12 protein-coding genes are annotated in these 14,294 nt (G+C 72.4%); 10 read left to right on the top strand and 2 right to left on the bottom strand.

All coding sequences use genetic code 11. The annotated features are described in order from the left end of the window. Positions 1 to 24: 24 nt before the first annotated feature. Both ACFWRO_RS00965 and ACFWRO_RS00960 read right to left on the bottom strand, forming a co-directional pair. Entirely contained in the window at positions 25 to 1,200 is a 1,176-nt protein-coding gene (locus tag ACFWRO_RS00965) for a glycosyltransferase family 39 protein (protein ID WP_384503701.1), read from the bottom strand. A 274-nt stretch (positions 1,201 to 1,474) separates the two neighbouring features. Next, positions 1,475 to 2,656, bottom strand: a complete 1,182-nt coding sequence (locus ACFWRO_RS00960; protein ID WP_384503079.1) for a pyridoxal phosphate-dependent aminotransferase — start codon at positions 2,654 to 2,656, stop codon at positions 1,475 to 1,477. A 93-nt stretch (positions 2,657 to 2,749) separates the two neighbouring features. On the opposite strand from ACFWRO_RS00960, the gene ACFWRO_RS00955 reads away from it, so the two are divergent. The 10 genes from ACFWRO_RS00955 (at position 2,750) to ACFWRO_RS00910 (ending at position 14,290) form a co-directional block, all read left to right on the top strand. Further along, a complete protein-coding gene (locus tag ACFWRO_RS00955; protein WP_384503078.1) occupies positions 2,750 to 2,947 on the top strand; it encodes a hypothetical protein in 198 nt (65 codons plus the stop codon). 338 nt (positions 2,948 to 3,285) lie between these two features. Further along, entirely contained in the window at positions 3,286 to 3,804 is a 519-nt protein-coding gene (locus ACFWRO_RS00950) for a DUF2617 family protein (RefSeq protein ID WP_384503076.1), read from the top strand. A 75-nt stretch (positions 3,805 to 3,879) separates the two neighbouring features. Then, a complete protein-coding gene (locus ACFWRO_RS00945; protein WP_384503074.1) occupies positions 3,880 to 5,679 on the top strand; it encodes a spermidine synthase in 1,800 nt (599 codons plus the stop codon). 51 nt (positions 5,680 to 5,730) lie between these two features. After that, complete coding sequence (locus ACFWRO_RS00940) at positions 5,731 to 6,678, top strand: SRPBCC family protein (protein ID WP_384503072.1); 948 nt, start codon at positions 5,731 to 5,733, stop codon at positions 6,676 to 6,678. A gap of 20 nt (positions 6,679 to 6,698) precedes the next feature. Next, positions 6,699 to 7,499 carry an aldose 1-epimerase gene (locus ACFWRO_RS00935; RefSeq protein WP_384503070.1) on the top strand — a complete coding sequence of 267 codons (801 nt, stop codon included), beginning with the start codon at positions 6,699 to 6,701 and terminating at the stop codon, positions 7,497 to 7,499. A 38-nt stretch (positions 7,500 to 7,537) separates the two neighbouring features. Further along, positions 7,538 to 8,086: an orotate phosphoribosyltransferase gene (pyrE, locus tag ACFWRO_RS00930; RefSeq protein WP_384503068.1), complete on the top strand. Its 549-nt coding sequence runs from the start codon at positions 7,538 to 7,540 to the stop codon at positions 8,084 to 8,086. A 259-nt stretch (positions 8,087 to 8,345) separates the two neighbouring features. Further along, complete coding sequence (gene fbaA, locus ACFWRO_RS00925) at positions 8,346 to 9,368, top strand: class II fructose-bisphosphate aldolase (RefSeq protein WP_384503066.1); 1,023 nt, start codon at positions 8,346 to 8,348, stop codon at positions 9,366 to 9,368. A gap of 92 nt (positions 9,369 to 9,460) precedes the next feature. Further along, entirely contained in the window at positions 9,461 to 10,633 is a 1,173-nt protein-coding gene (locus ACFWRO_RS00920) for a MalY/PatB family protein (protein WP_384503064.1), read from the top strand. Between the two features lie 123 nt (positions 10,634 to 10,756). After that, positions 10,757 to 12,763 carry an Ig-like domain repeat protein gene (locus ACFWRO_RS00915; RefSeq protein WP_384503062.1) on the top strand — a complete coding sequence of 669 codons (2,007 nt, stop codon included), beginning with the start codon at positions 10,757 to 10,759 and terminating at the stop codon, positions 12,761 to 12,763. 75 nt (positions 12,764 to 12,838) lie between these two features. Further along, a complete protein-coding gene (locus tag ACFWRO_RS00910; protein ID WP_384503060.1) occupies positions 12,839 to 14,290 on the top strand; it encodes an MFS transporter in 1,452 nt (483 codons plus the stop codon). Positions 14,291 to 14,294: the final 4 nt, after the last annotated feature.

The following is a 14,294-nucleotide window of genomic DNA, read 5'->3' as shown; positions in this document are numbered from 1 at the left end:
GCCCTCAGGGCACGCGGGGCGCCCTCACAGGGCCATCCGCGCGAGCGTCAGGGCGTACGCCCCGAAGCTGAACGAGAGCCCGGCCAGGGCCGCGATCACCACGATCGCGGCCCTCGGCCGGGCTTTCGTCAGTGCCTGGGCCAGCGGGAAGAGCAGCGGGAACGCGGGCAGCAGGAAGCGCGGCTTGGACTCGAAGAAGCCGGAGCCGCCGACGGTGATGAGCACCAGGACGCCCGCGTAGACCAGGACCGGCAGCGGCGGCCGCTCCACCAGGGCGAGCAGCGCGAAGAGCAGCACCCCGGCGCCCGTGAACAGCAGCGCCGTCGCGAAACCGAACTGCGTCGGCCCGCTCAGCATGTCCCGGACGAAGACCAGCGCGCCCTTCCCGAGGTCGAAGCGGGAGGTCCAGCCGTCCTGGACGGCGAAGTAGCCGCCGAGCAGATCGCCGCGCCGCGCGCCCACCCAGAGCAGGTACGAGAGCCAGCCGAGCGGCGCGAGCGCGGCTCCCGCCCACAGCCGGGGGATGCCCCCGCGCCGGTACAGCGCGTACGCCGCCGCCACCAGGACCGCAGCCGCGACGGCGATCCCGTTGGGGCGGGAGAGCCCGGCCAGGGCGGCCAGGGCGCCGGCCCAGAGCCAGCGGTGGGTGAGGAGCGCGTACAGCGACCAGGCGGCCAGGGCCGTCATCAGCGGCTCGGTGTACGCCATCGACAGCACGATCGAGTGCGGCAGCAGGCCCCAGAGCAGGACGAGCAGGACGGCGGTGCGGCGGTCGTACAGCCGCTCGCCGATCAGGTAGATCGCCCAGGCCGCCGCGCCGGCCGACGCCCAGGACAGCAGCAGCCCGGCCGTGCCGCCCTCGACGGGCAGGACGGTGGTGACCGCGCGGACGAGGGCCGGGTAGAGCGGGAAGAAGGCGAGGTCGGACTGGACGACCCCGTCGGGCCAGTGGAGCGTGTGGCCGTAGCCGTGCGCGGCGATCCGGGTGTACCAGCCGGAGTCCCAGGACGTGGCGAGCAGCGCCCGGGGCGAACGCCCGATGTGCCAGGCCCAGGCGGCGAGCACCAGCATCCCGGTCAGCCGCGCGGCCGCGAAGAGACCGAGCGCGGGCGCGGCCCGGTGCAGCGAGGCCCGCCAGCGGGGGACGCTCCGGGCAGCGGCGGTGGTCGGCGCCGGGCGGTCGAGAGTCTCGGCGGACAGGGTGCACCTCCGTGCGCACGGGAATCGGGATCGGCCCGACAAATCGGTCTACCCGACAATTAGCGAGGCACGGAGGGGGCGCGCGCGAGCGAGGGGCCCACCCGGGTGAAAAAAACCCGGGCGCGGCGAGGCTCACCCCACGAGGCTCACCCGTCCCTTCAGCCCCGTCGGCCCGCGAGGCTCACCCGTCCCTTCCGCTCCGTCGGCCCGCGAGGCCCGTCAGCCCCTTCGGTCCGCGAGGCCCCCGCGTCTCACCTTCCGAGGCCCCCGCGTCTCACCCCGCGAGGCCCTTGAGCCGGGAGACCGCCTCCTCGATCACATCGACGCGCTTGCAGAACGCGAAGCGGACGAAGGGCTCGCCCTCGGCGCGGTGGTCGTAGAAGACGGCGTTGGGGATGGCGACCACGCCCGCGCGCTCGGGCAGGGCCCGGCAGAAGGCGAAGCCGTCGGACTCGCCCAGCGGCCGGATGTCGGTGGTGACGAAGTAGGTCCCGGCGGGCGGGTAGACGTCGAAGCCCGCCCGGGCGAGCCCGTCGCTCAGCAGATCGCGCTTGGCCGACAGATCGGCGCGCAGGGAGTCGAAGTACGTGTCCGGCAGCCGCAGCGCCTCGGCGACGGCGTACTGGAACGGTCCGGAGGTCACGTACGTGAGGTACTGCTTCGCGGACCGGACGGCGGTGGTCAGCTCGGGGGACGCGGTGATCCAGCCGACCTTCCAGCCGGTGAACGAGAACGTCTTGCCGGCCGAGCCGATGGTGACCGTGCGCTCCCGCATCCCCGGGAGGCTCGCGATCGGCAGGTGTTCGGCGTCGTCGAAGACCAGGTGCTCGTACACCTCGTCGGTGACGACGAGCAAGTCGCGGGCGACGGCGAGCTCGGCGATCGCGGTCAGTTCGGCGCGGGTGAGGACGGTGCCGGTGGGGTTGTGCGGGGTGTTGAGCAGGATCAGCCGGGTCCGGTCGGTGACGGCGGCCCGCAGCTCGTCCAGGTCCAGGACGAAGCGTCCCTCGTGCGGGCGGAGGGTGACGGGGACGCGCGTGCCGCCCGCCATCGCGACGCAGGCGGCGTAGGAGTCGTAGTACGGCTCCAGGGCGATCACCTCGTCGCCGGGCTCGACGAGGGCGAGCAGCGCGGCGGCGATGGCCTCCGTGGCGCCCGCCGTGACCAGGACCTCGGTGCCGGGGTCGTAGGCCAGGCCGTACCGCTTCAGCTGGTGCTCGGCGACGGCGGTGCGCAGCTCGGGGACGCCGGGGCCGGGCGGGTACTGGTTGCCGCGGCCGTCGCGCAGCGCCCGGACCGCCGCCTCGCGGATCTCCTCGGGGCCGTCGGTGTCCGGGAAGCCCTGCCCGAGGTTGATCGCCCCGGTCCTGGCGGCGAGCGCGGACATCTCGGCGAAGATCGTGGTGCCGAACTCGGCGAGCCTGCGGTTGAGCAGCGGTCGTGTCATGCCCGTCATCCTGGGCCGAAGCTCTGGACTTCCTCAAGTGCGCTTTGGCGCGCGCCCGCATCGGGCATCCCCCACGCACAGAGACCTACGGGGGTGTCACAGATGGAAGTACTGGCCATGATGTTCATCGTCTTCGCCATCGCGCTGGGCGTGGTGTCGGCGACGCGCAGGGGGCGGGGCGGCAGGCGGCGTGGCGGCTGGTCGGACGGCGGCGGAGGCGGGTGCGGCTCGGACGGCGGGTCGTCCTGTGGCGGCGGTGGCGGTGGCGGCTGCGGTGGCGGCGGTGGCGGCGGCGACTGACCGGGGGTGACGACTCGGAGGCGACTGTCACGGGGCAGTCGCCTCCGCGATCACCAGGGTGTCCGGCGTTCCAACATCCGCCGGACACCTTTGTGTTGGAGCCCAGAAATCGGGTTTCTCAGAACAATTGAACTGTTGGGTCCCCGAAGGGGATGGAAAGCACGGCAAGTTGGGTAAAAAGGCTGCGAGTCGCTCGAAGTCCGTGATTCCCTCGCTGTTGATAGAGACCAGCCCTCGGACCGTGTGTGGACCCGAGCCGGCGATCCCCCACTCCCGTTGAACCCTTTCTCCGGGGCGCCCCCGGCCCACCCGTCAAACCGTGTTTGCGGAGCCGACCCATGCTCACGACCCTGAAAACCTCCTATACCGACACACGTGCGGCCGATCTGGCCTGGGCGCTCGGGCGCGAGCCGCTGCCCGCCCTCGCCGTGCTCGACCTCGAACTGACCGGAGCCAAACTGCAGTTGCGCCTGCTCGGCGCCTCCCACCAGGTGCTTCTGGAGGAAGAGGAGCGCCGTTGCTCGGAGACCGTCGCCTGTATGCCCGGCAGCAGTACGCCGCTGCCGCTGGGTGTCTCGAAGCGGATCGGCGGGTGGGAGTACGAATTCGCCGCCCGCGTCGAGAAGCTCAACCACGGCTCCTTCGCGGGCCGCGCCCAGGAGTTGCTGGCGCTCGTCGCCGACCATCCCAACGGCCTCGCGGGGACGTTCCCCGGCTCCCCGCACGCCTTCACGGCGATGCTGGCGCAGCGCCACGAGGGCCAGGTGCGGTGGCGCACCTGGCACGCGTACCCGCAGGAAGGACAGTTGGTGGTCACCCGGACGCAGATCGGCGTCCGTATGTCCGCCGCGCTGTGACGCGCCTCCCGTACGCCTCAGGTGCACTCGTGTGGGTGACAAGCGGCGACAGATGTGTGACGTAGCGTTACGAACATGATCGATCCGCCCCTGACCATGCCACCCAAGAGGGTGACACGGCTGCCCGTTCGGCCGAGCACGGTGCGGTATCCGGTCCTCGTCGTCGTCTTCGTCTGCGCCGCCTGCGGTCTCGTCTACGAACTGGAACTGGTCGCACTCGCCTCGTACTTGATCGGCGACTCGGTCACGCAGGCCTCGGTCGTGCTGTCCGTGATGGTCTTCGCGATGGGCGTCGGCTCGCTGCTCGCCAAGCGGCTGCGCTGCCGTGCCGCCGTGGGCTTCGGCCTGGTCGAGTGCGGCCTCGCGCTGATCGGCGGCTGCTCGGCCCTCGTGCTGTACGCCGCGTTCGCCTGGCTGGGCGAGGCGCAGTACGTCCTGGTGGCGTTCTCGCTCGCCATCGGCGTCCTCATCGGGGCGGAGATCCCGCTCCTCATGTCGCTGATCCAGCGGGCGGAGTCGGCGCGTTCGGCGCGCCACCCGGGCGCGCGGGAGGCCGAACGGAAGGACAGCGCCGCCGACCCGGCCGGCACCGTCGCCGACCTCTTCGCCGCCGACTACGTGGGCGCGCTGGTCGGCGGCCTCGCCTTCCCGTTCCTGCTGCTGCCCTGGCTCGGCCAGCTCACCGGCGCGCTCGTCACCGGTGCGGTGAACGCGGTGGCGGGCGGCGGCCTGGTGCTGTGGCTGTTCCGGCGCGACCTGACCAGCCGGTCCCGGGCGCTCCTGATCGGCACGAACCTGGTGGTCCTCGCCGTCCTCGCCACCGCCACCGTCCTCGTCGACGACTTCGAGGACGCCGCGCGCCGCGCGGTGTACGGGGACGACGTGCGGGTCGCCGTGCGCACCGACCGTCAGGAAGTGGTCGTGACGGGGGAGCGCGGCAGCCCGCCGGACCTCTTCGTGAACGGCCGGCTGCGGGCGGGCGGCGCGGACGACTCCCGGTACCACGAATCGCTGGTCCACCCGGCGATGAACGGGTCGCACGCGCGCGTGCTGATCCTCGGCGGTGGCGACGGCCTCGCCGCGCGCGAGGTGCTGCGTCACGACGGGGTCCGCTCGGTCACCGTCGTGGAGGCCGACCCCGGAGTCGCCCGGCTCGCCCGCACCCACCCGGAGCTCACCGCGCTCAACGGCCGCGCGCTGAGCGACCCGCGGGTCCGGCTCGCCTACGCGGACGCGTTCCGCTGGCTGCGCGAGGCGGCGACGACGGGGCCGGACGGGGCGGGCGGGGCGTTCGGGACGGGTAGGTCGGGCCCGCTGGGCAGGTCGGGCGGGGCGTTCGGGCCGGTCGGGGCGGGGGTGAGTGAGGGGCCGCGCGAGCGGTACGACGTGGTGATCTCCGACCTCCCCGACCCGGGCATCTCGGCCGGGGCCAAGCTGTACTCCGAGGAGTTCTACGGCCTGGCCGCCCGGGTCCTCTCCGACGACGGGCGGCTCGTCGTGCACGCCGGTTCGGCCGCCGCCTCCCCCCGTACGTACTGGACCGTCGACTCCACCCTCCGCGCGGCCGGCTTCGCGACCCGCCCCTACAGCGCGCACGGCCGCGGGGCGCACCTCGCCGCGGGCCCCGACCGCGCGGACCGCTCGGGCGGTACGGACACGGACGCGGCGGCCGCCGGGGCGGCCGACTGGGGGTACCTGCTCGCGGCGGCGGGCACCTACCCGCCCGACCTCGCCCTCCCCGCCGACACGCCCCCGCTGCGCTCCCTGACGGCCGGGGCCCTGCTGACGGGCGCCCGGGCCGTCGAACGCACCCGCGACGACCGGGCCGCCCCACCACCGGCGTCGACGCTGGTCCATCCGCGCTACGGCGGCTGAGCACGCGCGAACAGGCGACGGCGGCGCCCGGGCTGAGTAGGCTCGGCTTCCATGGAGCATGAGGTGTTCGTTCCGGTACCGGCCGAGGTTCTCCGCAAGACCCTGACGGACCCCGCACGGGTCGCGCGCTGCGTCCCCGGCCTCCAGCAGGACGCCGACGCGGCGGCGGGTCCGCTCGCGGGCCGGCTGAGGATCCGGGCCGGCGGGCACACGATCACCTACCAGGGCGTGTTGCGGCTGGAGGAGAAGAGCGGGGTCGTCGCGGTCGAGGGCAAGGGCACCGAGGTCCGCGGCAAGGGCTCGGTGCGGCTCTCCCTGACGATCGCGCTCACCCCGGTGGCCGACGGGACGACGCTCACCTTCACCGGCACGGTGAAGCCGGTGGGCCGGCTCGCCGACCTTCCTGAGGAGGCGCGGGAGTCGGCGGCCCAGCGGCTGATCGAGAGGTTCACGACGTCGTTGGCCGCGGCAGCGGAGAAAGGTTCCGGGGACGCGGAGGCGGCCTCCGGCACGGACGCGGTTCCCTCTCCCGCCTCCTCCATCGAGGCCGAGACCAAGGCCGACACCGACGCCGACTCCGACCTCGACACCGACGCCGACTCCGACCTCGACGACGAGGCCGACAGCGACAGCGACGGCGTCGACGACGGGGTCGAGGAGCCCGAGCCCCACCAGCCGGAACCCTCCTCCCCGTCCGTCTTCGAGACGCCCGTCCCCCCGCCCTCCCTCGACCCCTTCCAGGGCGGCGACTTCGAGGGTGAGAAGCCCGTCGAGTACCCCGGCGAACCCCCCGCCGCCGAGGCCGCGCACGCGCGGCGGACGATGATCGGGCGGAGTGCCGAGGAGGTCGACCATGCGCCGCCGCGCGGCCGTTACGCCCCCGTCCCGGCCCCGGAGACCAGCACGGCGGGCGCCACCCTGCGCTGGATCGCCCCCGCCGCCGCCCTCGCGATCGCCTCGGCGGTGGTCGTCGGCCGGGCGCTGCGCCGCCGACGCTGAACCCCGTCTACTGTCGGGGCGTGAGCAAGCAGACGCGACTGACGGCGGGCGACGCCGAGTTGACCATCAACCCCGACAACGGCTGCCGGATCGAGAGCCTGCGCATCGGCGGCAGGGAGCTGCTGCGCCAGGGCGAGCGGTACGGCTGCTTCCCGATGGTGCCCTGGTGCGGTCGGATCGAGCTGGGCCAGTTCCGCAACGGCGGCGAGAAGCACCAGATGCCCCTCAACTCCCCGCCGCACGCCATCCACGGCACCGGCCGCGACACCGTCTGGAAGGCCGCCAGGACGGCGGACGCGGACGGGGCGCGCACGGCGGCGTTCACCTATGAGCTCGGGGACCCGTGGCCGTACTCCGGCCGGGTCACCCAGACCTTCGCGCTCACCGAGGACTCGCTCACGCTCCAGCTCGGCGTGGAGACGTACGACGACTCCTTCCCGGCCCAGGTCGGCTGGCACCCCTGGTTCAACCGGACCCTCGACGGCGGTGCGCCCGTACGGCTCGACTTCACGCCCGGGTGGCAGGAGGAGCGGGGCGAGGACCACCTCCCCACCGGGCGGCGGATCGGCCCCACCCCCGGCCCCTGGGACGACTGCTTCGGGATGCCGGACGGCGTCGACGCCACGCTCACCTGGCCGGAGCAACTGGAGCTGAAGGTGACCAGCCGCGCCGAGTGGGTCGTGATCTACGACGAGCAGGAGGCGGCGGTCTGCGTGGAGCCCCAGTCGGGCCCCCCGAACGGCCTGAACACGCTCCCGCGCTACGTGACCCCGATCGAGCCACTGGAGATCGCGGCCACGTGGGCCTGGCGGCGGCTCTGACCCATGAGCATGACTGCGGCGGCTTTAAGCTCATGAGCATGACTGACGTACGCGCTGACCTGCTCCAGCAGATCAAGGACAAGGCCGTGGTGCACGGCAAGGTGACCCTCTCTTCGGGTCTGGAGGCCGACTACTACGTCGACCTGCGCCGGATCACGCTGGACGGTGCCGCCTCCCCGCTCGTCGGTCAGGTCATGCTCGACCTGACCGCCGACCTGGAGTTCGACGCCGTGGGCGGCCTGACGCTCGGCGCCGACCCGGTCGCGACCGCGATGCTGCACGCCTCCGCCGGCAAGGGGAAGCGCCTGGACGCCTTCGTCGTCCGTAAGGCCGCCAAGGCCCACGGCATGCAGCGCCAGGTCGAGGGCCCGGACATCAAGGGCCGTCGGGTCCTGATCGTCGAGGACACCTCCACCACCGGCGGCTCCCCGCTGACCGCCGTCGAGGCAGCGCGCGCGGCCGGCGCAGAGGTCGTCGCGGTCGCCACGATCGTGGACCGGGCGACGGGCGCGGGCGAGAAGATCAGCACCACGGCGGGCGTGCCGTACCTCTACGCCTTCGCGCTGGACGAGCTGGGTCTCGCCTGAAACGACGCCGTCGTCGCCGTCGTCGCCGCGAGCGATCGACGCAGAGTGACCGAGGCGAAGTCGTGACTTAGGTCCCGGGACCACCCGGAAGCGGTTCTGACCTGGGGATTTGACCAGGGGCGGAATGTTTCACGTGAAACGCTCCGCCCCTTCGTCCTGGTGTCTGCGGGAGAGTCTGGAAGGATGGGCCCCGACGATGACGTCGCCCCAGGTCAGGGTCCAGTAACGCACCCACCCGCACATCACAAGGAGCGGACGAATGCCCATCGCAACCCCCGAGGTCTACAACGAGATGCTCGACCGGGCGAAGGCAGGCAAGTTCGCCTACCCGGCCATCAACGTGACCTCCTCCCAGACCCTGCATGCCGCGCTGCGCGGCTTCGCGGAGGCCGAGAGCGACGGCATCATCCAGATCTCGACCGGTGGCGCCGAGTTCCTGGGCGGCCAGCACAGCAAGGACATGGTCACGGGCGCCGTCGCCCTGGCCGAGTTCGCGCACATCGTCGCCGCCAAGTACGACATCACGGTCGCGCTGCACACCGACCACTGCCCGAAGGACAAGCTGGACGGCTACGTCCGCCCGCTGCTCGACATCTCCGCCGAGCGCGTCAAGGCCGGTCGCAACCCGCTCTTCCAGTCGCACATGTGGGACGGCTCCGCCGAGACCCTCGCCGACAACCTGGCCATCGGCCAGGAGCTGCTCGCCAAGGCCGCCGCCGCCAAGATCATCCTCGAGGTCGAGATCACCCCGACCGGTGGCGAGGAGGACGGCGTCAGCCACGAGATCAACGACGAGCTGTACACGACCGTCGACGACGCGTTCCGCACCGCCGAGGCCCTGGGCCTGGGCGAGAAGGGCCGCTACCTGCTGGCCGCCTCCTTCGGCAACGTGCACGGCGTCTACAAGCCGGGCAACGTCGTCCTCCGCCCCGAGCTGCTCAAGGACCTCCAGGCGGGCGTCGCCGAGCGCTACGGCAAGGCCAACCCGTTCGACTTCGTCTTCCACGGCGGCTCCGGCTCCACCGCCGAGGAGATCGCCACCGCGCTGGAGAACGGCGTCGTGAAGATGAACCTCGACACCGACACCCAGTACGCCTTCACCCGCCCGGTCGTGGACCACATGTTCCGCAACTACGACGGCGTCCTGAAGGTCGACGGCGAGGTCGGCAAGAAGTCCACCTACGACCCGCGCACCTGGGGCAAGCTCGCCGAGGCCGGCATGGCCGCCCGCGTGACCGAGGCGTGCGCGGCGCTGCGCTCGACCGGCACGAAGCTGAAGTAAGCACGGTCAGTCAGTTGACGCAGGGCCCGGCACCAGGTGGTGCCGGGCCTTCCGTGTCTTGAGAGAGTCCGAGTGAGGACAGGGAGGTCCGAGTGACGACGACGAGGTACGACTTCGACCGTGAGATAGCCCGGCAGGGCACCTGGTCGGTCCAGTGGGACGGCATCGCGGACCGCTTCGGGGTGCCCGACCTGCTCCCGTTCACCATCTCCGACATGGACTTCGCCTCCCCGCCGGAGGTCCTGAGCGCGCTGAAGGAACGGGTCGAGCACGGGGTGTTCGGCTACACCGACTGGCGGCTCGGCGAGTTCCGGGCGGCGATACGGGACTGGTACGCGACCCGGCACGACACCGCGCTCGACATCGAGACGCTGGTCTACGCGCCGTCCGTCCTCAGCCAGCTCTCGCAGCTCCTCCAGATGTGGACCGAGCCCGGCGACGGGGTGGTCGTGCACACCCCGACGTACGACGGCTTCCGCAAGGCGATCACGGGTCTGGGGCGCGAGCTGCGGGGCGTACCGGTCGGCGACCTCGGGGCGCTGGACGCGGAGCTGGCGCGGCCGGACAGCCGGATGCTGCTGCTCTGCTCGCCGCACAACCCGACGGGCCGGGTCTGGCGGGAGGAGGAGCTCGCGGAGTTCGCGCGGCTCGCCGAGCGCCACGGGGTCGCGGTCGTCAGCGACGAGATCCACGCGGACCTGGTGACCGAAGGCCACCGCCACCTCCCGTGGCTCCGCTTCGCGGAGCCGGGCCGGGGCCGCCGGTGGGCGCTGATCACCTCGGGCACCAAGGCCTTCAACTTCCCGGCGCTGAGCGGCTCGTACGGGGTCATCGGCGACCCGGACGAGCGGGAGGAGTTCATCCGCCGGATGCAGACGGGCGAGGGCCTGGCCTCCCCGGCGGTGCTCTCGCTGACCGCCCACATCGCCGCGTACCGGCAGGGCGGTCCATGGCTGGACGAGCTGCGGGCGTACGTGGCGGGCACGATGCGGATGGTCGAGGAGCGGCTCCGGGACGGCCTGCCGGGCGTCACCTGGACGCCCCCGGAGGCCGGCTACCTGGCCTGGATCGACCTGCGCCCGCTCGGCATCGACGACACCGTGCTCCAGAGCGACCTGGTGGAGACCGAGAAGGTCGCGATCATGCCGGGCACCGTCTACGGCAAGCCCGGCTTCGTCCGCCTGAACGTCGGCTGCCCCCGGAAGAAGGCGGAGCGCGGGGTGGACGCCCTGGTACGGGCGGCGACGCGGCTGCGAACGGCCTGACGGCGGTACCTGTCGGTTGTGGGGGATACCGGGAGGTGGGGTGTAGGTGGCGTGATCTAGTCTTCGCTCACCGTGCCCCGAACGTGGGCCGGAGACCATGTTCTTTGGGGGGTCTCTCTCATCGTGCGTCAGCGCACTCTCTCGGCCGCGACGTCGCTCGCGGTCCTCTTCAGCTCCGCGGCCCTGGTCGCGGGAACGGCAGGCCAGGCGGCCGCCGACAGCAGCAAGGTGCTGCCCGTGTCGTCCGTGGGCGACATGGTGGTGGACGGCGTCCACCAGAAGATCTTCATCAGTGACCCGTACCTCGGGACGGTCGTCGCGACCGACTACGCCGGCACGGTCCTGGCCACGGCCACGGGCCTGCCGGGCGTCACCGGTCTGGCGCTCTCCGGGGACGCCGGAAGCCTGTTCGCCGCGGTGCCGGGTGCGGACGCCGTCGTCTCCCTGGAGACGCAGGCGGTCACCGAGACCGCCCGGTACGCGACGGGTGAGGGCACCGACCCGCAGCACCTCGCTCTCGCGGGCGGCAAGATCTGGTTCGGCTACGGCAACGGCGACCACGGCGACATCGGCTCGATCGACGCGTCCGGTGCCGAGCCCGTGGTGGCTCTGGCCCAGGACGGCGAGGCGCGCTACTCGGGTGCCCCGAGGCTCGTCTCCTCGCCGACGAACCCGAACGCCATCGCCGCCATGTCGTCGTACTACCACCGGTTCGTGATCGGCGCGTACGACGTGACGACGGGCGCCGCGGTCCGTACCGCGCGCACCTCCGACTCCGTGGGCTCCGTGGGCATGGCCAACGACCTCGCCTTCACCCCGGACGGCAGCCGCCTCATCTCGGCCACCGCCGGCAACCGCCACCGGATCTGGCAGACCTCCGACCTCACCGAGGTGGGGGCCTACGCCAGCGAGTACCACGGCAGGGCCGTGGCCGTCGCCCCCGACGGCACCGTCGCGGCGGGCTCCGACGCGTCGTACGACGAGGACGTCTTCGTGTACCGGCCGGGAGACACGACGGCCGTGCGGACGTACGACTTCCCCGGCACCGGGACCAGCAGCGGCGGGGACTCGCTCGCGCACAGCAGTCTGGCCTGGGAGCCGGGCGGCAGCCGCCTCTTCGCGGTCACCACCGCCTACGGGGCGAACGCCCGCCTGCACGTCCTGGACACGCCGACCATGTCCGCGCCGACCGTCACGGTCAAGGCCCCCGCCACCGCGCCCGTCCTCAAGCCGCTCACCGTCAGCGGTACGGTCGCGTCGACGCTGCCCCTGCCCGCCGGTACGCCGCTCGCCGTCACGCGGTACGACGCCGACGCCCCGAAGGGCAAGGCGCTCGGGACGAAGGCGCTCGGGGCGAACGGGGCCTTCTCGTTCGCGGACACCCCGACCGCGGGCGGCGCCGTGACCTACCAGGTCGCGTACGCCGGAGACGCCACGCACAACGGCGCCTCGTCGACCGCCAAGGTCGAGGTCGTACGGAACAAGACCGCGCTGACCCTCGAACGCCACGGGCTCGACGTCAACGCCAACACCGCCAACTTCAACACCAACGTCTGGTACACGGCCAAGCTCGGCCCGACGTACAAGAACCGTGTGGTGGAGATCTGGGCCGACCCGTACGGCTCGGAGCCCAAGCGGCTGCTCCGGCGCGGCACGGTCAACGCGGAGGGCAAGCTGGCGGTGCAGCTGAAGATGACCCGTGACACCTGGGTGTCCGCGGTCTTCGCCGGCGACACCCGCTCCGCGCCCGCGCAGGCCGCCTCGGCCACGTACACGCGGGCGGGTCTTGCGATCAAGCTGACGCGTCACTACAAGTCGACGAAGATCGGCGGCATCTGGTACCAGACGTACCACCAGACGACCGATCCGCTGATCTCCGCCTGGCACAACTCCTACCCGGGCCGCAAGACCCGGCTGGACCTCCAGGTCTGGTACAACGGCGCCTGGCGCCAGGGCCCCTCGGACCTGTTCAAGCTGAACTCCAACGGCATGGCGTACGTGCCGCTGAACGGCGACGGGGCGGCCGGCTACCGCTTCCGGGTCCGCTCGTCGTACATCGACGGCGTCTCCGGAGACAGCGTGAACAGCACCGCCTACGGCCAGTGGAAGTACTTCAACTTCACCCGCTGAGTCGCTGCTGCACCGACATGGGCCCCGTTCGCCGTTCGGCGGGCGGGGCTCCGTCGTACGCGGGACCATGCAGGCATGGACATCCGGCTGAGCTCCCGAACCGGGCGGTGGATCGTGTTCACCACCGTGCTCGGTTCGGGGATGGCGTTGCTCGACTCCACCGTCGTCAACGTCGCCCTGCCGCACATCGGCGAGGACCTCGACGCCGACATGGCCGTGCTCCAGTGGACCGTCAACGCCTACATGCTCACCCTCGCCGGGCTGATCCTGCTCGGCGGGGCGCTGGGAGACCGGTACGGGCGGCGGCGGGTGTTCGTCATCGGGATCGTGTGGTTCGCCATCGCCTCGCTGCTGTGCGGGCTCGCGCCGAACGCCGGGGTCCTGATCGCCGCCCGCGCCCTGCAGGGCGTCGGCGGCGCGCTGCTCACCCCGGGCTCGCTCGCGCTGATCCAGGCGAGCTTCCACCCGGACGACCGGGCCAAGGCCGTCGGGCTCTGGTCCGGTTTCGGCGGGGTCGGCGCGGCGATCGGGCCGTTCGTCGGCGGCTGGCTGGTCGACGGGCCGGGCTGGCGGTGGGTGTTCCTGCTGAACGTGCCGCTGGCCGTGCTCTGCGTGCCCGTCGCGCTGCGCCACGTGCCCGAGTCGCGCGACGAGTCCGCCCACGGCCGCTTCGACGTGCTCGGCGCCTTCCTGGGGGCGGCCGCGCTCGCCCTCGTCACGTACGCGCTGATCGCCGAGGCGTGGTGGGCCGGCGGGCTCGGGATCGCGGTCGGGGCGTGGTTCGTCGTCCTGGAGCGGCGCCGCGAGGAGCCGATGGTGCCGCCGTCGATCTTCGCGTCACGGCAGTTCACGGTGGTCAACCTGGTGACCCTGTGCGTGTACGCGGCGCTCGGCGGCTTCTTCTTCCTGGCCGCCCTCCAGCTCCAGGTGGTCTCCGGCTACTCCGCGCTCGCGGCGGGCACCGCCATGCTGCCCACGACCGTGCTGATGCTGCTCCTGTCCGCGAAGTCGGGCGAGCTGGGGGAGAAGATCGGGCCCCGGATCCCGCTGACCGTGGGCCCGCTGCTGTGCGCGGTCGGGATGCTCCTGATGCTGCGGGTCGGCGAGGACGCCTCGTACGTCTGGGACGTGCTGCCGGCCATGGCCGTGCTCGGCCTCGGCCTGACCGCCCTGGTGGCCCCGCTGACCGCGACCGTCCTCTCCTCCGTCGACGTGGCGCGGGCGGGCCTGGCGAGCGGGATCAACAACGCGGCGGCGCGCGCCGCCGGTCTCCTCGCGGTCGCGGCCCTGCCCGCGCTCGCGGGCATGGGGCCTGAGGCGTACCGCTCGGCGGAGGAGTTCGGGGAGACGTTCCGGCGGGCGATGCCCATGTGCGCCGGGCTGATGGTGGCGGGCGCGGTCCTGGCCTTCGCGACCGTGCGGAAACCGGCCGTCGAGGCGGACTGCCACCCCGAGTGCAAGGTCCACTGCGGGGTCACCTCGCCCCCGCTGGACCCGGGGGAACAGAAGACCGAGCGAGAGCGATGACCGG

It is taken from the genome of Streptomyces sp. NPDC058579 (assembly GCF_042718575.1).
Lineage (GTDB): Bacteria > Actinomycetota > Actinomycetes > Streptomycetales > Streptomycetaceae > Streptomyces.
This window is presented reverse-complemented; position numbering and strand designations above follow the sequence as displayed.

What these genes read in the sequence shown, in the direction of transcription:
- ACFWRO_RS00960 (WP_384503079.1), bottom strand. Translation starts at nt 2,656, where the DNA reads ATGACGGGCATGACACGACCGCTGCTCAACCGCAGGCTCGCCGAGTTC.
- ACFWRO_RS00955 (WP_384503078.1), top strand. Translation starts at nt 2,750, where the DNA reads ATGGAAGTACTGGCCATGATGTTCATCGTCTTCGCCATCGCGCTGGGC.
- ACFWRO_RS00950 (WP_384503076.1), top strand. Translation starts at nt 3,286, where the DNA reads ATGCTCACGACCCTGAAAACCTCCTATACCGACACACGTGCGGCCGAT.
- ACFWRO_RS00945 (WP_384503074.1), top strand. Translation starts at nt 3,880, where the DNA reads ATGATCGATCCGCCCCTGACCATGCCACCCAAGAGGGTGACACGGCTG.
- ACFWRO_RS00940 (WP_384503072.1), top strand. Translation starts at nt 5,731, where the DNA reads ATGGAGCATGAGGTGTTCGTTCCGGTACCGGCCGAGGTTCTCCGCAAG.
- pyrE (WP_384503068.1), top strand. Translation starts at nt 7,538, where the DNA reads ATGACTGACGTACGCGCTGACCTGCTCCAGCAGATCAAGGACAAGGCC.
- fbaA (WP_384503066.1), top strand. Translation starts at nt 8,346, where the DNA reads ATGCCCATCGCAACCCCCGAGGTCTACAACGAGATGCTCGACCGGGCG.
- ACFWRO_RS00910 (WP_384503060.1), top strand. Translation starts at nt 12,839, where the DNA reads ATGGACATCCGGCTGAGCTCCCGAACCGGGCGGTGGATCGTGTTCACC.